Raw genomic sequence first — 21,014 nt, 5'->3', positions numbered from 1 at the left:
GGTTCTCGCTCACTTCGGGGCTCGCGGGTCGTTCCTCCCCGCTCGCCATACGCGGTTCTCGCTCACTTCGGGGCTCGCGGGTCGTTCCTCCCCGCTCGCCATACGCGGTTCTCGCTCACTTCGTTCGCTCCGAACCGCGCTCGCTCCGAACCGCGCTCGCTCCGAACCGCGCTCGCTCCGAACCGCGCTCGCTCCGAACCGCGCTCGCTCCGAACCGCGCTTACTGAAACTGTTCTGTAAGCGCCGGCACCACGTCGAAGAGGTCGTCGTGAATCGCGTAGTCCGCGATGTCCATGATCGGCGCGTTGGGATTGGTGTTGATCGCGACGATCGTATCCGACCCCTTCATGCCGGCGACGTGTTGGACGGCCCCGGAGATGCCGATCGCGATGTAGACGTCGGGCGTGACGACCTTCCCCGACTGACCGACCTGGCGGTTCTTCGGGAGCCAGCCGTTGTCGACGATCGGTCGCGACGAGGAGACCGTCGCATCCAGCGCGTCGGCGAGATCGCGGATGATCTCGAGGTTCTCTTCCTCTTCGATGCCGCGGCCGACCGAGACGAGCACGTCGGCGTCGCTGATGTCGACGTCGCCGCCAGCGACCTCCTCGAACCCGTTGACGGTCGCGCCGAGGGCGTCCTCGTCGATGTCGACGTCGAAACGCTCGATCGTCGCGTCGCCGGTCCCTTCCGCGGCGGGCCACTCGGCACCGCGAACCGTGGCGACGGCCGGACTCCCGAGTTCGACCGTGGTCTCGACCTTGCCGCCGTACATCTCGCGGGTCGCGATCAGCGTCTCGCCGTCGCTCTCGAGGTCGACCACGTCGGTGACGATGGGCACCTCGAGTCGGCTGGCGACGGCGGGCGCGTAATCGAGGCCGTTGACGCTGTTTGGCAACAGGACGTACTGGGGATCGAGTTCGTCCGCGAGCTGGACGGTCGTCTGAGTGTAGACGCCGTGATCGAACTCCTCTCCGTACTCGACCGTGTGGACCGCGTCGACGCCCTCGCGGTTGCACTTTTCGGCGAACTCGTCGACGGTGCCGCTGATGACCGCGACGTGCAGGTCGCCGCCGGTGTCGTTGGCGAGCACCCGACCCGCGGTGATGAGTTCGTAGCTGACGTCGCGCAACTCGCCGCGACGGTGGTCGGCGACGGCCAGAACGTCCGTCATAGTGCCACCCCCTTCTCGCGAAGGAGCGCTGCGAGTTTGCCGGCGGTCTCCTCGGTCCCACCCTCCCAGATCGTCACGTCGCTTTCGCTTTCGGGTTCGTACATCGCCGTCAGTTCGAGCGCGGAGTCGACGGCACCCTCGTCGACGCCGAGTGCGGCGAGATCCTGAACGTCGAGTTCCTTGCGTTGGGCCTGGCGAATCCCGCGAAGGCTGGCGTAACGCGGTTCGTTGATCCCCGTCTGGATGGTCAGGACGGCCGGCAGGGTGACGTCGGTGAGTTCCTCGACGCCGCCCTCGAGTTCTCGGCGGACCGACGCGACGCCGTCCTCAAGGTCGTGCTCGAGATGGTTGACGACGGCGGCCCACTCGTAGCCGACGGCGTCGGCGAGCGAGACGCCGGTCGCGCCGAAGCTGTCGTCGTCCGACTGGACGCCGGTGAGCACGAGGTCGGGCTCTTCGTCCTCGACGACGGCGGAAAGCAGTTCGGTCTTGACGCCCACGTCCAGGAGGGACGACCCCTCGAGTGCGTCGTCCCAGACGCGAATTGCCCGATCAGCACCTTTCGCCAGCGCCTGCCGGATGGTCTGTTCACAGTCGCCGGGACCGATCGTGACCGTGACGACCTCGTCGGCGATGCCCGCCTCTTTGAGCTGGACGGCCTCTTCGACGGCGTAATCGTCCCACTCGTTGAGGTCGGCACCGAGGTACCGATCGGCGATCGCTATCCCCTCGATTTCGAACTCGTCTTCGACGGTCTCGACTTCCTTGACCGTAACGAGGATTTTCATCGTTGTTCACTCCCACGCCACCCCCGTAAACGTTTTCGAAACACTAACTCCGTCACGTGGCGTTCACTCGACAGCTTCCGACCTCGTCGCGATCGAACTCGAGCGTCGGCGTGGTGGTTCGTTCACCGATCGCTCGCTCGAAACCGCCGACCGAACCGTCGTACCGAGACGGAAACGGTTTAACGACGCCGTGAGTACTACGTGTATGGCCGACTGTCCACTCGCCGACGACTGCCCGAGTTTTTCCGAACGGATCTCCGGAATGGGATGTCAACACTACGGGGATCGCGGCGGGAAAGAGTGGTGCCAACACTACAGCCAGCCGATCCAGGACCTGAAAACTCAGCCGGTCAAACCCGGCGAAGAGGTCGTTATCGACGTCGTCGACATGCACGAAAGCGGCGCCGGCGTCGGCCGAACCGACGACGGCTTTATTGTCATGGTCGACGGCGTCCTCCCGGATGCTCGCGCCCGCGTCGAGATCACCCGAGTTCACAGCAATCACGCACGTGCAGACGAACTCGAGATTCTGCCGATGCCCGAGGAGGACGACGCCGACGAGTCGGACGACGACCGGGCCAGCGAGTCGGACTCGGGAACCGGCCCGCGACACGACCGAGAGCAACTCGGCAGCCGAGAGAACTTCTGGGGATCGTAACCGGCCGATCGATCCGATTCGGATCGACGCGTGGACAGTTGAGAGTCGATCCGGCGCGGTTTTTGCACTGAGTTTTGATAGTTTCGAGCGATCGTTCCTGCGAGCGTCCGTATCCTCGTACTCTCGGGTCCGGAACCCGTCGACGCTTACGCCGACACTCAGCCGACGGTTCGCGCAACAAGAGGTAAATGTCGTCTCGTCGTGGTAGCACGTGATTAATGGCAGCCGGACCGAACGTCGGGCGGCGGACGCTCGCCGTCGTCGCGGTCGTCTGTGCGATCTGTGGCGTCGCGCTCGTTGCAGGTGCGATGCCGATGCTCGCGTCCGACGCGCCGGCGAACGGACTACTATCCGATCGAACTGACGGCTCCGATCGCGACGCAGATTCTCCGACGGATCGCGAGAGCCAGGTGCCCGCGGCCGGCGACGATGCCGCGACGGACGGCGGAGATCAGTTCGCCGACGGTGACGGGACGGCCGACTCGGCCGAAAGCGCAGAATCCGATTCAGCACCTGATTCGGATGGGCAAGCGCTCGAGGAGCCCGCGGATTCGTCCCCCGCATCCGACCGGACGGGCGCCGGTCCCGCGGAACGTATCGCCGGCGGCGCGCTGTACGGACTCGGAACGCTGTTCTCGGGGGACGACGTCGACGCCGATTCGTCCGCGGTCGGCCAGAAAGGGGATTCGCTCGAGTCCGGGGACGTGAACGACCGCGTCGCAGATCGGCCTGCCGAAAATCCCGCCCGGAACGGGATGGGCGGCGAGTTCGGCGAGTTGCTCACGTCGGACGGTGGCTCCGACGTCACGGGTTCGGACGGTGGCTCCGGCGTCGCGGATTCGGACGGCGGCGAGTCTGCCGTCGCGGGGGTCGATCCCGGAGCGGACGTCGATGACGATACCCTCGCCGACTCGAACGAATCCACCGACGGTCTCCACGACGCCGCAGGTGCCGACCTCTCCGACGCCGAGGGTGACGATCCGTCCGACGACGACGGGCCGACGTCAGACGAGGGCGGTCTCCACGCGGACTCGAGCGATTCGACGGTCCACGACGTGAACGATTCCCGGATCGACGACGACGGTCCCGTCTCGACCGATCCTGACGCCGGGGACTCGGCCGTCGACGGCGAACCGAGCGAGAACGTCGACGAACCGGCTGGCGGGAGTTCCGGTGAAGTGATCGACTCCGCGAACGAATCCGCCGACGGCACCGGCGAGCCGCGACTCGAGACCGATACCGTCGACGACGGGGACGAATCGAACCACGCGAGCGAGACGGAAGACGGGGACGACTCGAGTACCGCTGCAACCACCGAGGGCGGCGAGTCGGCCGTCGAGGACGCGCTCCCCTCCCCCTCTACCTCCACCGTCATCCTCGCAGTGCTCGCACTCGCCGCGATAGCCGTCGGATACCTCCTGTACGCGCGCGACGATCCGATCGGTACGCTTCGATCGATTGCCGGACGGCTCGTCTCGCTCGTGTTGACCGGCGTCGTCGCCTTCTCGCGGGCACTCGAGCGGGCCGCGTCGGCCCTCCGCGAACTCGGCTCGATCCGGGAGCTTCCGGCGCTCGTCCGCGCCGAATTGAACCGTCTACTCGGCTCCGATCGCCCGGGCGGGCGACACGACGGCTCGTCGTCGCGGCTGCTGGATGCCGATAGCGAATCCGCCACCGCCGGTAGCGGTTCGATCGGCGCGCGCGAACGAATCGCCGACGCGTTCGCGGCCGTCGTCGACGTCTCGACGATGACGCCCGCGCGGGTCGAAACGGCCACGCCGGCCGACGTCGAACGAAGTGCCAAACGCGCGGGTGCTCCCGACGGGCCGGTCGAGACGATCACCGACTCGTTTCGCGACGTCGAGTACGGCGCTCGCGATCCCGAGGCGTACGTCGATTCGACGACGAGAGCGCACAGGCGGCTGCGCGACGCCCTCTCGGACGACGACCCGCGAACGGAGGGGAACGAATGAGTCGAACTCCGTCGCGTCGCGGACTGCTCGCCGTCTCGCTTAGCGCGGGGGCGTTGCTCGCCGTCGGCGCGGCGTTCGCCCGTCGACCGGAGTTCGTTGTGGCCCTCGCGCCTCGCCTCGACTCCGCGCTCGCATCGCTTCCCCCCGGAACGATTCTCCTGATCGCGACGCTCGTGCTCGTGTTCTTCGCGTCGACGCTCGGACTCGCGGGAAGACTGCGAGCGACGCGGCCCGATCCGCTGGTCGATTCCACGGACTCGAGCGCGGCCGAGCGTCGGAAGTCGACGGCTCGAACTCGTCCGACCGTCGGCGGATCGTTCGACCGGTACGTCGATCGCGCGACGGCCTCCGACGACGGGGCGCGCGACGTCCGAACGAGCGCGCGCGAGGCACTCGTCGGTTCGCTGCGACGGACCGCGGCGACGACGTACGCAACCCGCGTCGGCGTCGGAGACGAGCGCGCGCTCGCGGCGATCGAGGAGGGGACCTGGACCGACGACCCGCGGGCGGCGGCGTTTCTCGCCGGCGAGTCCGGGCCGTCGACGCCGCTGCGGTGCTGGCTGTTCGACCTCGCCCGCGGTGTGGATCCGTTCGAGGCGAGCCTCGAGGCCACGATCGACGAACTCGAGGCGCTGCAGTCGCAACCGACGCGACCCTCGGAGAGCCCAGGGCGTGCGACGTTGACGGCCCGCGCGACGGAACCCGGGGTGAAGTCGACGTGATCGATGCGCCGACGCGGTCGGAGGTGACCGCGTGACGGAGACGATCCGACGGGCGCGCTGGCAGGGCGCACTCGTCGCCGGCCTGGTCGCGTGTCTCCTCGCGGTCGCGCTCGGCGTTCCGTCGCTTCTGTTCCTCGCGGTCGTCGCGCTCGGGTTCGTCCTGGTCGGCCAGTTGAGCGCTGACCCCGATACGGCGCTTCGACTCGAGCGTGACGTCGACGACCGACGGATTCGTCCCGGTCAGTCGGTGACGGTGACCCTGTCGGTGACCAACGAGGGCGAACGGACCGTCCCGGACGTTCGCGTCGCCGACTCGCCGCCGGAGGGCGTCCCCGTCACCGACGGCTCGCCGGCGTTCGCGACCGCGCTTCGACCCGGCGAATCGGCGCGCCACCGGTACGAACTCACGCCGCCGCGCGGCGAGTTCGCGTTCGGTCGGGTGAGAACCGCCGTCCGATCGCTGACGGCGACCGCCGTCGCGACCGACGAGCGCGAACCCGACGGCGAGACCACGTTCAGCTGCGAGACGCTGCTCGACACCGTCCCCGTCCAGGAGCGGACCATCCAGTTCGTCGGCCGAACGCCGACCGACGACGGCGGCGACGGAATCGAGTTCGTTTCGACGCGGGAGTACCGACGCGGCGATCCGACGAACCGGATCGACTGGCACCGGTTCGCTCGGACCGGCGAGCTCGCCACCGTCGAATACCGCGAAGAGCGGGCCGTGACGATCGTGTTCGTCGTCGACGATCGGCGGGACGTTCACCGAAACTCGCTCGGTGGTGGCCCGGACTCCTACGATCTCACCCTCTACGCCGCCTCGCGGGGCGTCGTTGCGTCGCTCGACGACGGCAACCGAACCGGCGTGGCGACGCTTTCGGGTGGAACGTGGATCGAGCCGACCGCCGACCGCGGAGAGGGGCGGCGACTTGCGGACGCGATTGCGGGCGATCGAGTCGCCGCGAGCGACGGGGCTGGCACCGACGACCCCGTCGCCGACGGCGGCTCCCTCGCGGTCGAGCTCGAACGACGGCTCCCCCGCCGGACCCAGGTCGTTCTCTGTACGCCGCTAACCGACCGCGGCGCGGTCGAACTCGTCGAGACGCTTCGCACTCACGGACGGGACGTCGCGGTCGTCTCCCCCGACGTGACGTCCGGCGTCACCCCGCAAACGGTCTCACCGGGTGCCCGGATCGCGAGCCTCGAGCGCGCGAACCGACTGGACGAACTGCGCGGGGTTGGCGCGACCGTCGTCGACTGGGATCTCGCGGAGCCGATCTCGGTCGAACTCGCTCGAGCGTTTGGCGGACGGGCCGCGGCTCCGCGAGGAACGCCTGCGGCGGCCGCCGGGTGGTGGAGTCGATGACCGGCGAACTCGAGGGCGACCGCGCGGCCGACGACGCCGAGGCGTCGATCCGTCCGCCGAGCGGCGAGACGAGCGGGCGGTCTCGCACGGCCCGAGTCGGGGGGTTCGCGTCCGTTCGGCGGGTCGCCGCCTCGGCTCTCGTCGGCGTCCGCGAGGTGCTCGCGCGTCCGACCGCCAGCGACGTCGCCACGATCGGCTGCACGCTCGTCCTCGCCGTCGTGGTCGGAACCTCGCTCGTCGGCGTCGGCCTCGCCCTGCTCGCGATCGCCTCGGGGCTGGTCGCCGCGCTCGCGACCGTTCTGCTCGCGAGCGACGATCCCCGCGTTCGGACGCTCGGCGGCGCGGTCGCGGTTCCGGCGTCGCTAGTGACCGTCCTGCCGACCGTGCTGGCCGGCGCGCTCGCGCTCTCCGGCGGCGTTTCGCTGTTCGCGGGCGTCGTCGTCTGGGCGCTGGTCGTCGCCGGACTCGCGTCGGGGCTCGTCTCCTGGCACCGACTCGGACGCGGCGGCGCGTGGCGCGGTGCGACGGGGGCGGCGCTGGCCGCGATCGGCGTGGTCGCCGTCGTCGCAGTTCGGCTGTTTCCCGACTCGACGGCACGAGCACGCGCCGGCGAGGCGGCCTCGAGCGTCTTCGGCGTCGCCTGGGACGCGCTGGTCGTCGCCGACGGCACCTGGGCGGTCGTCTGGTTCGCCGCCCTCCTGTTCGTCGCCGCGACCGCCGGCACCGTCACCCTCGAGTTCGTCGCGTTCGAGCGGCTCGTTCCGCCGGATCGCCGCGAGACGCTCGAGAACGCGATGGGGGAGGTCCGACGGGGCTGTTCGCACGCGGCTCGGTTCGCCGTCGTGATCGTCCTCGTCGCGTTCGTAACGCCGTCGGCCACCGATCGGTTCGCGGACGTTCCGGTGACGCCTGCGGCCGTCGCGAGCGAACTGCCCGCGCCGATCGGCTCCGCGTTCGCAGCCGTCGCGACCGCCTCGTCGCTCCGGCTCGTCTTGCTGGCGGTGCTCGCGCTGTCGATTTCGGTGTCGGCGCTCGAGTGGGTTCGTCGGACCCGCCGCCGAAACGTCGCGGTCGTGGGCGCGCGCCTCTGTGCGCCTGCGATCGGCGCGGCGACCGTCGCGGTCGTGATCGCACTCGCGCTCTCGACGGTCGGCTCCGGCGTCGACCTCGCGGCGGCGCTCGAGGGGACGGCCCCGCCGTCGCTGGTCGGATCGATCGGTGCGTTCCCCCGGTCCGCGCTGGTTGCGGCGCTTCTGGTCGTCGCGCTGTGTTCGCTCTCGGGGCTCCTGTCGACGGTGACCGCGTTGCGGGTGCTCAGGCTGTTGCCGGAACGGGCGATCGGCGGGGCGCTCGCGGCCGGGAGCGCGTTCGCGCTGGCGGTCGGCCTCGCGGTCGTCGGCCGAATCGAACTCGCGATCGTCGCCGGAGCGCTGGCGTTCGTGCTCTGGGACGTCGGCGAGTACGCCGACGGCGTCCGTTACGAACTCGGTCGGGAGTCGCCGACGCTCCGAGTCGAACTCGTCCACGTCACGGGAACGCTGCTGTCGGGAGCGGCCGTCGCCGGCGCGACGATCGCGCTCTCGCGGTGGATCGCGACCGATCCCGTCGTCGCGGATCGGACGTCCGCCGCGATCGTCGTCGCGGTCGGGGTGCTCGCCGTCGTGGTCGTCGCGTGGTCGCTTCGAGCCTGATTCGCGTCCGTTCGGCCAGCGGTCGCCTCACTTCCCCATCGCCGGAACCGGGACGCCGTTCAGCGCGGTCGCGACGACGGAGCGGCGGTCTACGCCGCGGACGTCCGCCTCGGTCGTGAGCACGATCCGGTGATCGAGCACCGGATGGACGACCGCGTGGACGTCCTCCGGGGCAACGTACTCCCGACCGACGACGACGGCGCGGGCTCGAGCGGCCTCGAACAGCCGCTGGATTCCCCGCGGCGAGACGCCGACGGCGACCCGCTCGTCGTCGCGGGTGGCCCGGCAGACGTCGACGACGTACTCCCTGAGTTCGCGTTCGACGGAGACCGTTTCCGGAACCGACTGCAACGACAGAACCGTCTCCCGATCGACGACGCGGGAGACCCCCGGCGTTCTCGAGCGCCGATCGGCGCGGCGGTCGAGCAACTCGAGCGCGCCGTCGCGGTCGGGGTATCCCATCGCCGTCTCGATCATGAACCGGTCGACCTGGGCCTCCGGCAGCGGAAAGGTTCCCTCCTGCTCGACCGGGTTCTGCGTCGCCACGACGAAAAACGGCTCCGGGAGCGCGCGCGTCTCGCCGCCGACCGACACCTGCCGCTCGCCCATCGCCTCGAGGAGGGCGGCCTGGGTCTTCGGCGGCGCGCGGTTGATCTCGTCGGCGAGGACGACGTTCGCGAAGATCGGGCCGGCCTCGAACTCGAACGTGCCGTCGCGTTCGTCGTAGACGTGCGTTCCCGTGATGTCCGCGGGCAGCAAGTCGGGCGTAAACTGGATCCGGCCGAACTCGAGGCCGAGCGCCGTCGCGAGCGACCGCGCCGTCAGCGTCTTTCCGGTGCCGGGAACGTCCTCGATCAGGACGTGTCCGCCCCCGAGAACGGCGGTCAGGATCGTCTCGAAGCGCTCGCGGTCGCCGACGACGGCGGTCCGGACCTCCTCGATTACGGCCGAACACGCCCCGGCGGCTTCGGCAACGTTCATAGGACCGTCCATTTTCCCGACGCCCATATATGGTCCGGCCCGTTCTCGAGGAGCGGATTCGGGAACGACCACCGAACTACTTTTTACTCAGTATTGCATGTAATACAGTATGGCGACCGTCAGTTTCCGAGTCCCGGACGGCTTAAAAGAAAAGATGGATGAGCACGGTGAAATCAACTGGAGTGCCGTACTCAGATCCAATATCGAAGAGGAGATCGAGCGGTTGGAATCGCGCAGCATCGGGCACGCGGTAGCGACGAGCGAGCGATTGAGCAACGAGATCGACGAAGCGGACGTAAGAGACGAAAATACGGCGGACACCGTCCGCGAGTGGCGAGAGAAGCGATACGGGGCCAATTCCAACTGATGTCCGAGATCGTCGTCGACACGAGCGTCGTCGTGAAGTGGTACATTCCCGAACAGCACTACGAAGCGGCTCGTGCGCTCCGTGACGATTATCTCGACGGGGAGTTCGACCTGGTCGCTCCGGCGCTCATGCCATTTGAGGCGGTAAACGCGCTCAAATACAGCGGCCACTACGATGGCCCGCGTCTGCAAGAAGCCTCAAAATCACTTCCAGAATACGGTATCGATCTCATCCCTTTCGATAACAGTGGACCCGTCGCAGAAGTCGCAACCGATCTCGATATCACTCTCTACGACGCGTCGTACATTGCGCTCGCTCAAAAGCTCGACTCGGTAGCGTACACCGCTGATGGGAAGTTACTCGATGATCTCCACGGAGACTACCTCGAGTTAGCGGAGCATATTCGGACGTACACTTCGTGAACGTCCGACTGCTTGACGACTGCTGCGGCTTGCTCTGAACGGGAATAGTTAAAATCCTAACTCCCATCACGTTGGTTGCACAAGTAATAGTCGCGCACGTAAAGTGCGCATGAGCCGGAGCCTGAGGCTCCTACCAACACTCCGGCTCACTACGACCTCCGCGTAGCGGAGGCAACTCACGATTGTCGGCGGCGAAATAAAGACCTGCCGACGTGTCGCCGAACCAGTCTGACGCCCCGGCTCCACCGAGCCAGTGTCACGGAGTGCTGGTTGTGCAACTGGGTTGTGCTCCGTTACGTCGGATCTCGAGACGGAGCTACGCATGACACGACTCACCATCCACTGCGACTGCGGTACCGACGTCCGAACGGAGCAAACCGACGGCACGATCGCCTGCCCCGACTGCGAATCCGCATTCGAGACGACGATCGTCGAATTCGTTCCCGATCGCGAGCCCTCGAGCCTGCGCTACGGCACTCGTTCGTGTCGCGGCCCGTAAGGGCCGTCGCGGGACGACACTCCCGCCGCTGGACGAACCTGTCGACCCCGACGTGTTCGTCTCGCTGCTCGAGTCCGACGCCGACGGCACGGTTCGCCTCGAGTACGGAGGTATCGGTTCGTGATCGAAGCTGGGTCGCTCGAGGTGGAGGTGATCGACGAGGTTCGATGACGGCTTGTCGATCGATAGTCTCGGTGTGAGGGGTCATAGAGCTGTTCGCACGTCCGTTCTGTGACTATCCGGCGAAAATGCGAGTCGTTCCCGAACTGATCACTGACCGTCCGGATGGTCGCGATCAGACGGATCTGTCATCGTCCCACCGTCAGTTAGTAGTACATAGAGGTTGTCGTACAACATAATATGTCGAGTAATACTCGAGAGCCAAAGGTCGTACGCGTCTCGCAGAAGGGACAGGCGACGATCCCGAAGGCGCTCCGAGAGAAGTTCGGGATCGACACCCCTGGTGAGGTGTTCGTGTACGAGGAAGACGAGCGAATCGTCGTCGAACCGATTCCGTCGCTCGAAGAGTTAGGCGGGATTCACGCCGATACTGACCGCGAGCGTGGCGACGTGCTCGATCGGGTTCGCGAGCTGAAACGCGAGGAACGCCGGCGTGAGGATGGCCGTGCCGACCGACTCCGACCGACTGACTCGGAGGATAAATGAGCGACCGGTACGTCTTCGACACCGAAGCGATCATCGCCTACCTTTACGACGAACCGGGTCGGAGTGTCGTCGAAGAGTATCTTGCAGACGTTCGTGACGGGGCCGTCGAAGGACTGCTGGCAGAAACCAACGCTGGTGAAGTACTCTATCTCGTTGCTCGCTTCGAGGGTATCGACGACGAGCCGACGACGGCCTCACTCCGAACTGCCGATCGCGATCTCCGTGCACTCGAGCGGTGGGGGATTCAGATCGAACGTGCTGACTGGCGACTTGCTGGCGAAGTAAAAGCAGATGGACACATCTCGTTTGCGGACGCTCACGGCGTTGCACTCGCCCACGAGACGGGTGCGACGCTGATCGCCGGTGCCGACGACGACTTCGAGACGCTCCCGATCGACGTCGATTTGATTCGGTTTCGCGAGGATGGTGTTTAGTAAGGTGCCATAGAACAGCACTCACACCGCTACGTAGGCTCTCTACTTCGATACGACGGGTGAGGATAAACCGGTCCCACTGTGCTCCTCCGACCAGCGGTGGCGCGCGCCGTCGAGCGGCCGAGTGACGACGAGACCGCTCGACGAACCTGCGCGAGGGATGAGCGACCGGAGGGGGCGAATCGGCTGGGGAGGACGTGGCTACTCCCCATTGCCACGATAGCAGAACGATTCTTCCCCATCCCAACTCCGGTGAGCGGGTGGGCGACGGAATCCCTCGAGGCCCCACCGTTGGCGCGGCCGAGGGGTAACCGACGTCGCCTCGTCGGAGACGAGAAAGGCGAACTCGAGCGTCCTTCGAAACGCTATCGACTCCATTACCCCAGCACACCAACGGTTAGTATCCTAACGTTCTTTACGTTGGTTGAATAACGTATAGTCGCGCACGTAAAGTGCGCAAAGAGCCGGAGTACTCTGCTTGGTGGCAAGGACTCCGGCTCACTGCGACCTCCGCGTAGCGGAGGCAACTCACGATTGTCGGCGGCGAAATAAAGACCTGCCGACGTGTCGCCGAACCAGTCTGACGCCCCGGCCCCACCGAGCCAGTGTCACAGCGTGCTGGTTGTAACTGGGTTGTGCTCCGTTACGTCGGATCTCGAGACGGAGCTACGCATGACACGACTCACCATTCACTGCGACTGTGGCACCGACGTTCGAACGGAGCAGACAGACGGCACGATCGCCTGCCCCGACTGCGAATCCGCATTCGAGACGACGATCGTCGAATTCGTTCCCGATCGCGAGACCTCGAGCCTGCGCTGGGGCACTCGTTCGTGTCGCGGCCCGTGAGGGCCGTCGCGGGATTTCATTCCCGCCGCTGGACGAACCTGTCGGCCCCGACGTGCTCGTCTCGCTGCTCGAGTCCGACGCCGACGGCACGGTTCGCCTCGAGTACGGAGGTATCGGGTTGTGATCGAAACTGGGTCGCTCGAGGTGGAGGTGATCGACGAGATTCGATGACGGCTTGCCGATCAGTAGTCTCAATCTCGATGAACTCACACAGTCTCTCAGAGCGTTCCAGCTTCGAGGTGAACGACTGCGAACGCCGGGAGAGAGAACCGCACGAACACGCGATCAACGCCACGCAGTGAGATCGACTACGTGCGACACGAGAGGCTCGTGCTAAACCGATACTGGACTCCTTTCAAAGATATGTACTACAGGAGAATTTGTTCCCGATAATGCGGCCTTAGATCCACGTAATTCGACTAAACTCCCTCATACCCGGAAATTATAAGTCGGAGTATTATGTCACTAGTGACCATGTCGCTCATGCTATGGACGTACGCGGCGCTCGTACTGTTAGCGATCCTCACGATATTGGTCGTGGCACCGTTCTTTGGTGTGTACGGTACCAGAGAACCGGTTAGTGACACACCAGAGGAACGGGGCGAAATATGAGCCTCCCGTGGATTAATATCGGGATCGTCGTCGTTCTCGGTGTCCTTTTTATACTGGCTGGATTGTACTTCTCCAGAAAGGTTTCTGCCGCCGATGAGTATATCGTCGGTAGTGGAAAACTCGGCGTCGCATTCGGCATGACTTCCTTGCTCGCGTTCTGGATTACCGGCAATACGATGTTAGCGGCACCGGAGAGCGCATTTAACTGGGGGATCACGGGCGCACTCGCCTACGGATTCGGCGGCGGAATCGCCGTCGTCATTTTCGGACTCTTTTCGAAACGGATACATCAAGTAATTCCCCACGGAAAGACCGTCGGCGACTATTACGGTCGGAGATTCGACTCGAAGAACTACTACCTGTTTATCTCGCTTCTCATCGTGTACGTAATCGGGCTGATCGTCACTCAAGGAATCGGGGGCGGCGTTCTCCTCGAGCAAGTGTTCGATATTCCGTACTATCTGTCGGTTATGCTGACGTTCGGCGTGGTGATTGCGTACTCGTACTACGGTGGATTTCGAAGCGTTGCTGGCGTTGCGTATTTCCAGGTTCTGTTGATCCTCGTCGTTGCGATCGTTATTCCCCCACTCGTCTATTTCAACGTCGGCTTCGCGCCAACCTACAACGGAATGGCCGAGTTGGCACCCGAACGGCTCGATCTATTGAACGAAACGGCTCTCCTGTTCATGTTTGCGGGGGCGGTGTTCTTGATCGGTGAAGTGTTTATGGATAACACGTTTTGGCAGCGTGCCTATGCGATCCGTCGCGAGGACGTCGTGAAGACGTTTCTGTTGAGCGGCATCGGATGGATGCTCGTCCCGCTTGCGGTCGCGAGTCTGGCGTTCGTCGCTATCGGGTTCGGTGAAGAGCCCGTACACCCGAACCAGGTAGCGCCGCTGGTTGCACAGATCTACGGCGGAGACGCTGCCGGCTGGCTCTTTTTGGTAGCCGTGTGGACGGCGCTTGCGTCTACGACGGCTGCCAGTATCAACGCGTTAGCGACGTTGTTGATGAACGATCTCGTTCCGCGAGTCAAAGACGACCGTCCGTCCGATAACGAACTGCTTCAGTACGGAAAATATTTGACCATCGTGGTCGGGCTCGCGGGGTTATTGTTTAGCCTTCCACAAATACTCACTATGCTCGAAATGCTGATCTTCCTGGGCGTGATCAATGCTGCCTTCGTGTTCCCCATCGTGCTCGGTCTCTGGTGGGAGAAAACGAATCCGGATGTCGTTTTCGCGGCAGTGATCTCCGCGACGGTCGTCGGCTACGCGGTCTACTTCACTATCGGCGATCTTCAGGGGATCGTGGCGAGCGGCTGGATTTCGTTCATCGTCACGTTCGTCGGATCGCTCCTCCAGCCGTCCACGTTCGATTGGCGGCAACTCCACGACGCCGGCACGCGCTACGAGGAGGTGAGTGACTAATGCAAGCGAGCCAAGAGCTGTTCGTGTTCATCGTCGGACTGGGAATTACGGGTGCAGCGCTCGTCAGTACCATAATTATCTGCTACACTATAATAGAGTTCAAGCGAAAGGAAATCTGGTAATCGATACGCCCCTTCACGGAGGGATTTCTTCAAGCGGTCCAGAAATGGATCGAGGTGCCGATACAGTGGTGAATGGGCGCTAACGTTGCGTATCAAAAATATGGAGTGTCGATACATATTTGGAGAGGGACGTGAAATGATAGTGTATGACATCCAGAGAGGTCACTAAAGATATCGGCAGCCAAACTATAGATGAGAGAGTTTCTGGACGAGAGTCGACGGTGACTATTGCCTGCATTCAATTCGAACCAGTAGTCGGTGACGTAGAACGGAATAGAGATCGATCCTGTGAACGTATTCGGGATGCCGTCGATCGGGGAGGGGACTTCATCGTCTTACCTGAATTGGCGAACTCCGGGTACGTTTTCAATTCTCGTGGCGAAGCATATTCGTCGGCGGAACCGATTCCGTCCGGCGAAACGGCTCGACGGTGGATAGAAATCGCCGAAGAGGAGGAGATCTACATCGTCGGCGGATACGCCGAAGTGGACGATGGCGTACTCTATAATTCGGCAGTGCTACTCGGCCCTGACGGATACGTCGGAACGCATCGGAAGCTCCATCTCTGGAACGAAGAAAAGCTCTGGTTCGAATCCGGCGACGAGATCGAAGTGTTCGATACGAAGATCGGACGGATCGGAATGCAAGTCTGCTACGATCAGTGGTTCCCGGAGATTACGCGAATCCAGGCCCAAAAAGGGGTCGATATCGTCGCGGAGCCGACGAATTGGGTCCCCATTACGGCCGACGAACAGTCCGCTACGCTAGAACGAAACGAACTCGCTCGTGCGAATCATCTCGCCATTTCGAACGCGCACGTGAATACGGTTTGGTTCGCGTGTGCCGATCGAATCGGCGTAGAGCGCGACCAACCGTTTCTCGGAAAGAGCATTATCGTCGACCCGACCGGAAGATCGGTTGCTGGACCGGCTAGCCAGGAAGATGAGGAGATACTGATCGCTAAAGACTGTAATTTGATGGCTTCGCGGACGGAGAAAAACTGGAACGAGCTGAACGTCGTGCCTCGCGACAGACGAACCGACCTTTACGACGAATTGCTGGGATACGACGATACGCCGCATCCGTTTTAACGGAATCGGCGACCGCCACGAAGTACCGTCGGAGTCATCCCGCCGAACGCTACTGGACGCGCCGATAGACGGTCTCGGTCGGTCGATCGGCAAGCGGTCGGGCGGGACGGCAGTTCGTCACTGACGACGGAATAGCTCTTAACTCAGATCTATAGTACAGTAGAAATGCAGAACTCAGATCCAATATATCTGCAGTATTTTTAATACTGTTGAAAGACGGTATCCAACATGATCGAGATAGATCGTGAACGACTCGTTCGCCTGATGCGAGAGCAGGCAGCGATCGGTGCGACCGAAGACGGTGGATTGGATCGTCTCGCGTTGTCCGACGCTGACCGAGAGGTCCGAGATTGGTTTCTCGAGAAACTGGACGTCGCCGGACTCGACGTTCGCATCGACGAGTTCGGGAATACGTTCGGGCGGCTCGAAGGAAGCGATCCGAACGCTTCGACGGTACTGCTCGGTTCACATCTCGATTCACAGCCCAATGGGGGACAATACGATGGTGCGCTCGGCATCGTGGCCGCGCTCGAGTTCGTTTTGACGCTCGACGAGCGTGCTATCACGCCGAACCATCCGATCGAGATCGTCAACTGGACGAACGAGGAGGGATCACGGTTCCAGCCGGCGATGCAAGGAAGCGGGGTCTGGGCGGGAGCGCACGATATCGCTGACGAGTACGAAAAAGCCGATGCCGACGGCGAGACGGTTGCGGACGAACTCGAGCGGATCGGGTACAAAGGCGGGGCTCCCGCAAGCCCCCAGAAAGAGTACGAAGCGTATCTCGAGTTGCACGTCGAACAGGGCCCGTCGCTCGAGACGGCGGAGGCTGACGTCGGCGTCGTCACCGGTATCGTCGGATTCACGTGGGGTGAAGTGACGTTCACGGGGGAGGCGGATCACTCCGGACCGACGCCGATGAATCACCGAAGCGACGCGCTCGTCGCGGCCGCTGACGTCATCACGCAGGTCCGACGGATTCCGGGAACGCTCGGCGAACGGACCGTCGGGACCGTCGGCTACCTCGACGTCGATCCGAACTCGGTGAACGTCATTCCCGGCGAGGTGAGGATAACGTGGGGGTTCCGCGATCCCGACGACGCCGTCGTCGAGCGGGCGTTCGAAACGGTCGTCCGAGAGGCGGAGCACGCTGCCTCACGCGAAGGCGTCGACCTCGAGTACGAAGAGACGATGCGGGCCCCGAGCGTCGAGTTCGCGGATCGGTGTATCGACGCCGTCCAGTCGGCCGCCGACGAACTCGAGTACGACAGCAAACGGTTGATCTCCGGCGCTGGACACGACGCGACACATCTCGCATCCGTCACGGACGCGAGTATGGTCTTCGCGGTCAGCGAGGGCGGAAAGAGCCATTCGCCAGAGGAGTATACGAGTTGGGACGATTGCTACGCGGCAGCAAACACGCTCGCGAACGCGGCGTTTCAGCTTGCGACCGACCGAGTCGCTCGAAGCGATCGATGAGTGGGTTCGTAAACGCCGAGACGACGTTCGACCGAAGGAATACGACCACGCATGACGGAGAATAGGCGGACGGAATTGGAGGCGCTCGTTACCGACCTGGTTTCGATCGAAACGGAGAACCCGCCCGGAAACGAGCGCGAATGTGCGGAGTACATTCGAGGCTGGTTCGCCGAACGTGATATCGGCGCGAAACTGGTCTTCGAACCCGATCCCGATCGACCCCAGGTCGGCGTCGGAGTTGGCGAGGGCTCTCCGGAACTCATCCTGAACGGACACATCGACGTCGTCCCCGCCGGGGATCGCGAGCAGTGGGACCACGATCCGTACGTGCCGACGATCGAGGAGGGCCGGCTGTACGGTCGTGGGAGCGCCGATATGAAAACGGGCGTCGCGATCGGAATGCTCGCGACGGCGCAGTTTGCCGACGAGATCGAATCGGGCGATCTCTCGGGATCGATCGTCTTCCACGCTGCTATCGGGGAAGAAACGGCCGAACCGGGAACGAAAACGCTGCTAGAGCGCGGATACGACGGGAACTACGGCGTCGTCCTGGAGCCGACCGGGTTCCGAACCGCGACGAGCGAGAAGGGACTCGCGTGGTACGAGATTCGCGTCGACGGAGAACCGTCCCACGCGAGTCGGCCGGATCAAGGGAAGAACGCGATCGTTCGATCACGGCCCGTTCTCGATGCGCTCGTCGAGTACGACGACGCTATCAGGGAACGGACCGACGAGCTAGTCGGCCAGGCGTACGCGACGGTGACGGGACTCGAAGCCGGAACGAAAGAGAACGTCGTTCCGGAAGCTGCCACGATCACGGTCGATCGGCGGTTTCTTCCGGACGAAACCGTCGAACAAATCGATCGGGAGATCGACGAACTGCTGGTCGACGTCGAAGCGAGACACGGCATCGAAACGGCGTGGGAACGGACCCGAACGTACGAATCGGCGGCGATCGATCCGGATAGTCCGTTAGCTGCCATTTTCCGGGAGCACTCCGAGGCGATCGCCGACGCGCCGACGGATCCGTGGGGTATCGAAGCCTCCACCGACGTCCGGAATTTCGTGAACGACGCGGAAATGCAGGCCATTACGTGGGGACCGGGTGACCTCGCTCAGGCGCACACGTACGACGAGCACGTCGATCTCGAGGACGCGGTCGCGGGACTCGAGATCGTCCTCGAGGCGGGGCGGGACGTTCTCGGCGGTGGATCCGACGCGTAACGCAACCGTCGGAAAACGTCCTGACTGTTCGACGGGCGGAAAAACCGATCACGCTACGTTCGGTGACCACCTCTTGACGTGTACCGATCGCCCGAATTGCGTCGGCTCGTCGCCGGGAGCGCTCGAACTCCGTGAGAGCTGGTACCTGCCGTCGCCGTCCCGGTGATCCGCGTCGACGTCGAACGACCAGGGACGCCCTTGTCAACTCCAGCGTGACGTCGTTTTCGTGTTCGTCGCCGGTTCGATCCGCTTTGCAGACGACGCCCCGCCACAGTGCGGTCGGATCCGGATCGAACTCGAGGCAAGCAGTAGCGGTCACCGCCGTCGGACGCTTCATACCGAGGATCGTGAGCGCTCGGCTTCGACGCGAGAGGCAAACGCGAGGTCGCCAATCTCCGCCTCGAACGCCGAGCAATCGACGTTGTCAAACGGCACGACCGAGTATCCGTCGCCTAATGGACGTCCAGTTTCTCGGCGGGGCTCGAGAGATCGGCCGAAGCGCGATCCTCGTCGACGGCCGGCTCCTACTCGATTTCGGGATGGACTCGGGCAACCCGCCGTCGTTTCCGATCGGCGACGTCGATCCGGAGGCGGTCGTCGTCAGCCACGGCCACCTGGATCACGTCGGCTCGATCCCGTCGCTGCTGTCGGGCGACGCCCGTCCGCCGGTCCACTGGACGCCGCCGACGCGGGACCTCGCCATGTTGCTGGCTCGCGACACGCTGAAACTCCACGGGGGAACCTACGACTGCCCGTTCACGCGGGCCGAACTCGCGCGGCTCACGCAGGTCTCGGAGACCCACGGCTACCGCGAGCCGTTCGAGGCCGTCGGCTACGAGATCACCTTCTTCGACGCGGGCCACGTTCCCGGCAGCGCCCACGTCCTGATCGACGACGGGGAGACGCGACTGCTCTACACCGGCGACTTTCACACCGAAGAGCAGCGGCTGCTGTCGGGGACGACCGCCAGGCCGGACGCCGACGCGGTGATCTGTGAGAGCACGTACGCCGACACCACGCGCGACCCGCGCGAGGAGATCGAACGCGCGTTCGTCGACCTCCTCGAGCGGACGCTCTGGGAGGGCGGCACCGTCGTCGTCCCCGCGTTCGCGATCGGACGCACCCAGGAGGTGCTGTGCATCTGCGAGCGCCACGACCTCGAGTGTTACGTCGACGGGATGGGCACGCGCGTCGCGGAACTTCTGTTGCGCGAGGAGAATCGCAAATTTCTCCGCGATCCGGACCTCCTCCGACGGGCGAAGGGCAACGCCCGCTTCGTCGACGGCCGCGACGGCCAGCGCACGCGCATCGCCGAACAGAACACGGTCATCGTCACCACGAGCGGGATGCTCCACGGCGGGCCCGCGATGACCTACGTCCCCGCGGTGCGGGACCATCCGGCGAATGCGATCGCGATGACCGGCTACCAGGTCGAGGGGACGCCCGGCCGGGACCTCCTCGAGACCGGCAGCGCCGAGATCGACGGCCGGATGATGCGCGTCAGCGCCCGGGTCGAACAGTTCGACTTCTCCGCGCACGCGGACCGGACGGGGCTGCGCTCGTTCCTCGAGCGCTATCGAGACGAGACGGTGCTGGTCAACCACGGCGATCGGTGCGAGGCGTTCGCCGAGGAACTCCGTGCGGACGGGTACGACGCGAGTGCACCCGACCTGGGAGCGACGTGCGAACTGGGATGACTCTCCGGAAACCGACGCCAACAGTGCGCACGGCCGTCGTGAATGCGAGCGGTTTCGTCTCGAGATCGGTCGAGCACTCACTCGGCCGTCGAGCGCTCGCCGGCCGGCTGTAGCTCCTCGTCGACGAGCGTCTCGTAGGCCCGCCGGAACCGTTCGGACAGCGCCTGGTGGGAGATGCCGAGTTCCGCGGCCAGCTCCTCCATGGAGATGCGCCGGGGAATCTCGAAGTAGCCGTACTCGAGTGCGGCCTCGAGCGCCTCGCGTTGCTGTGGGGTCAGCCGCGTGTCGGGGTCGGCGGTCTCGGAGACGTCGGTCACCCGTCGGAGGTCCGCGTTGACGTCGCGGTCGACGAGCCGATCGTACGCGTTACAGAGCGCGTCGCGGTCGGGAAACCGGACGCGTACCTGCCACCAGCCGTCGGACGCCCAGGCCTCGAGCAGCGACCCGCCGTCGACGAGCAGCGGATCGCACAACTGATCGATTCCGGAACCGTCGGCGAACCGCACGTCGAATAACAGCCGAGACTGCGTCTCGACGACGAGTTCGTACGCCTCGACGGTCGGGTCCGCCTCGAACGCCGACGCCGTCCGGTCGCGATCGACGCCCGCGACCCAGAGACAGGGGCGAGTCTTCGACACCGACGACTCCAGTTCGAACGTCGCGTCGGGAGCGTGCTCGAACGCCGTCTCGAGTGTCGTGTCCGGAACTGGGAACCGGAGTTCGGCTATCGTCGACATCACGGCACGTACACCGTCGCACCCTAAAAACC

20 protein-coding genes are annotated in these 21,014 nt (G+C 64.4%); 16 read left to right on the top strand and 4 right to left on the bottom strand.

The features are described 5' to 3' along the window. Window positions 1-220 precede the first annotated feature (220 nt). Together EA472_RS18825 and EA472_RS18820 are read right to left on the bottom strand one after the other, a co-directional pair. The gene (locus EA472_RS18825; RefSeq protein WP_124193048.1) at window positions 221-1,174 is read right to left on the bottom strand and encodes an electron transfer flavoprotein subunit alpha/FixB family protein; all 954 of its coding nucleotides are present in this window, start codon (window positions 1,172-1,174) and stop codon (window positions 221-223) included. Beyond that, window positions 1,171-1,962: an electron transfer flavoprotein subunit beta/FixA family protein gene (locus EA472_RS18820; protein ID WP_124193047.1), complete on the bottom strand. Its 792-nt coding sequence runs from the start codon at window positions 1,960-1,962 to the stop codon at window positions 1,171-1,173. The genes EA472_RS18825 and EA472_RS18820 overlap by 4 nt, the downstream gene beginning before the upstream one ends. Window positions 1,963-2,167: 205 nt before the next feature. Between EA472_RS18820 and EA472_RS18815 the strand changes: the two genes are divergently transcribed. The 5 genes from EA472_RS18815 to EA472_RS18795 all read left to right on the top strand — a co-directional run bounded on the left by EA472_RS18815 (window position 2,168) and on the right by EA472_RS18795 (window position 8,372). Continuing rightward, on the top strand, window positions 2,168-2,620 hold the full coding sequence (locus tag EA472_RS18815) for a TRAM domain-containing protein (protein ID WP_124193046.1): 453 nt from the start codon (window positions 2,168-2,170) through the stop codon (window positions 2,618-2,620). Window positions 2,621-2,838: 218 nt separating this feature from the next. After that, the gene (locus EA472_RS18810) at window positions 2,839-4,593 is read left to right on the top strand and encodes a hypothetical protein (RefSeq protein WP_124193045.1); all 1,755 of its coding nucleotides are present in this window, start codon (window positions 2,839-2,841) and stop codon (window positions 4,591-4,593) included. After that, window positions 4,590-5,315 (top strand): DUF7269 family protein, encoded by a 726-nt coding sequence (locus EA472_RS18805; protein WP_124193044.1) that lies wholly within the window; start codon window positions 4,590-4,592, stop codon window positions 5,313-5,315. The genes EA472_RS18810 and EA472_RS18805 overlap by 4 nt, the downstream gene beginning before the upstream one ends. Window positions 5,316-5,346: 31 nt before the next feature. Further along, entirely contained in the window at window positions 5,347-6,681 is a 1,335-nt protein-coding gene (locus EA472_RS18800; protein WP_124193043.1) for a DUF58 domain-containing protein, read from the top strand. After that, complete coding sequence (locus EA472_RS18795; protein WP_124193042.1) at window positions 6,678-8,372, top strand: hypothetical protein; 1,695 nt, start codon at window positions 6,678-6,680, stop codon at window positions 8,370-8,372. The genes EA472_RS18800 and EA472_RS18795 overlap by 4 nt, the downstream gene beginning before the upstream one ends. Window positions 8,373-8,399: 27 nt before the next feature. Here EA472_RS18795 and EA472_RS18790 read toward each other — a convergent pair whose 3' ends face one another. After that, window positions 8,400-9,353, bottom strand: coding sequence for an AAA family ATPase (locus EA472_RS18790; protein WP_124193041.1), 954 nt, complete (start codon window positions 9,351-9,353; stop codon window positions 8,400-8,402). Window positions 9,354-9,462: 109 nt separating this feature from the next. Between EA472_RS18790 and EA472_RS18785 the strand changes: the two genes are divergently transcribed. From EA472_RS18785 to EA472_RS18735, 11 genes are all read left to right on the top strand, one after another. Next, entirely contained in the window at window positions 9,463-9,720 is a 258-nt protein-coding gene (locus tag EA472_RS18785) for a hypothetical protein (RefSeq protein WP_124193040.1), read from the top strand. Beyond that, window positions 9,720-10,142, top strand: coding sequence for a type II toxin-antitoxin system VapC family toxin (locus EA472_RS18780; protein ID WP_124193039.1), 423 nt, complete (start codon window positions 9,720-9,722; stop codon window positions 10,140-10,142). The genes EA472_RS18785 and EA472_RS18780 overlap by 1 nt, the downstream gene beginning before the upstream one ends. 322 nt (window positions 10,143-10,464) lie before the next feature. Beyond that, complete coding sequence (locus EA472_RS22645) at window positions 10,465-10,641, top strand: hypothetical protein (protein WP_165874942.1); 177 nt, start codon at window positions 10,465-10,467, stop codon at window positions 10,639-10,641. Window positions 10,642-11,001: 360 nt separating this feature from the next. Then, the gene (locus EA472_RS18775; protein ID WP_124193038.1) at window positions 11,002-11,307 is read left to right on the top strand and encodes an AbrB/MazE/SpoVT family DNA-binding domain-containing protein; all 306 of its coding nucleotides are present in this window, start codon (window positions 11,002-11,004) and stop codon (window positions 11,305-11,307) included. Next, the gene (locus EA472_RS18770; protein WP_124193037.1) at window positions 11,304-11,741 is read left to right on the top strand and encodes a PIN domain-containing protein; all 438 of its coding nucleotides are present in this window, start codon (window positions 11,304-11,306) and stop codon (window positions 11,739-11,741) included. The genes EA472_RS18775 and EA472_RS18770 overlap by 4 nt, the downstream gene beginning before the upstream one ends. Window positions 11,742-12,413: 672 nt before the next feature. Next, entirely contained in the window at window positions 12,414-12,590 is a 177-nt protein-coding gene (locus tag EA472_RS22640) for a hypothetical protein (protein WP_165874941.1), read from the top strand. 608 nt (window positions 12,591-13,198) lie between these two features. After that, complete coding sequence (locus tag EA472_RS18755; protein WP_124193035.1) at window positions 13,199-14,632, top strand: sodium:solute symporter family transporter; 1,434 nt, start codon at window positions 13,199-13,201, stop codon at window positions 14,630-14,632. 268 nt (window positions 14,633-14,900) lie between these two features. Continuing rightward, entirely contained in the window at window positions 14,901-15,845 is a 945-nt protein-coding gene (locus tag EA472_RS18750; RefSeq protein WP_124193034.1) for a nitrilase family protein, read from the top strand. A 228-nt stretch (window positions 15,846-16,073) separates the two neighbouring features. Further along, a complete protein-coding gene (locus EA472_RS18745; RefSeq protein WP_124193033.1) occupies window positions 16,074-17,324 on the top strand; it encodes a Zn-dependent hydrolase in 1,251 nt (416 codons plus the stop codon). A gap of 51 nt (window positions 17,325-17,375) precedes the next feature. After that, complete coding sequence (locus EA472_RS18740; protein ID WP_124193032.1) at window positions 17,376-18,548, top strand: M20 family metallopeptidase; 1,173 nt, start codon at window positions 17,376-17,378, stop codon at window positions 18,546-18,548. 455 nt (window positions 18,549-19,003) lie between these two features. Next, the gene (locus EA472_RS18735) at window positions 19,004-20,245 is read left to right on the top strand and encodes an MBL fold metallo-hydrolase (protein ID WP_124193031.1); all 1,242 of its coding nucleotides are present in this window, start codon (window positions 19,004-19,006) and stop codon (window positions 20,243-20,245) included. Between the two features lie 77 nt (window positions 20,246-20,322). Here the strand turns inward: EA472_RS18735 and EA472_RS18730 are convergent, their stop codons facing one another. Next, a complete protein-coding gene (locus EA472_RS18730) occupies window positions 20,323-20,982 on the bottom strand; it encodes a helix-turn-helix domain-containing protein (protein WP_124193030.1) in 660 nt (219 codons plus the stop codon). Window positions 20,983-21,014: the final 32 nt, after the last annotated feature.

It is taken from the genome of Natrarchaeobius oligotrophus (assembly GCF_003841465.1).
Lineage (GTDB): Archaea > Halobacteriota > Halobacteria > Halobacteriales > Natrialbaceae > Natrarchaeobius > Natrarchaeobius oligotrophus.
The sequence above is the reverse complement of the archived record's forward strand: the minus strand, read 5'-3'. Positions and strand labels throughout refer to the sequence as shown.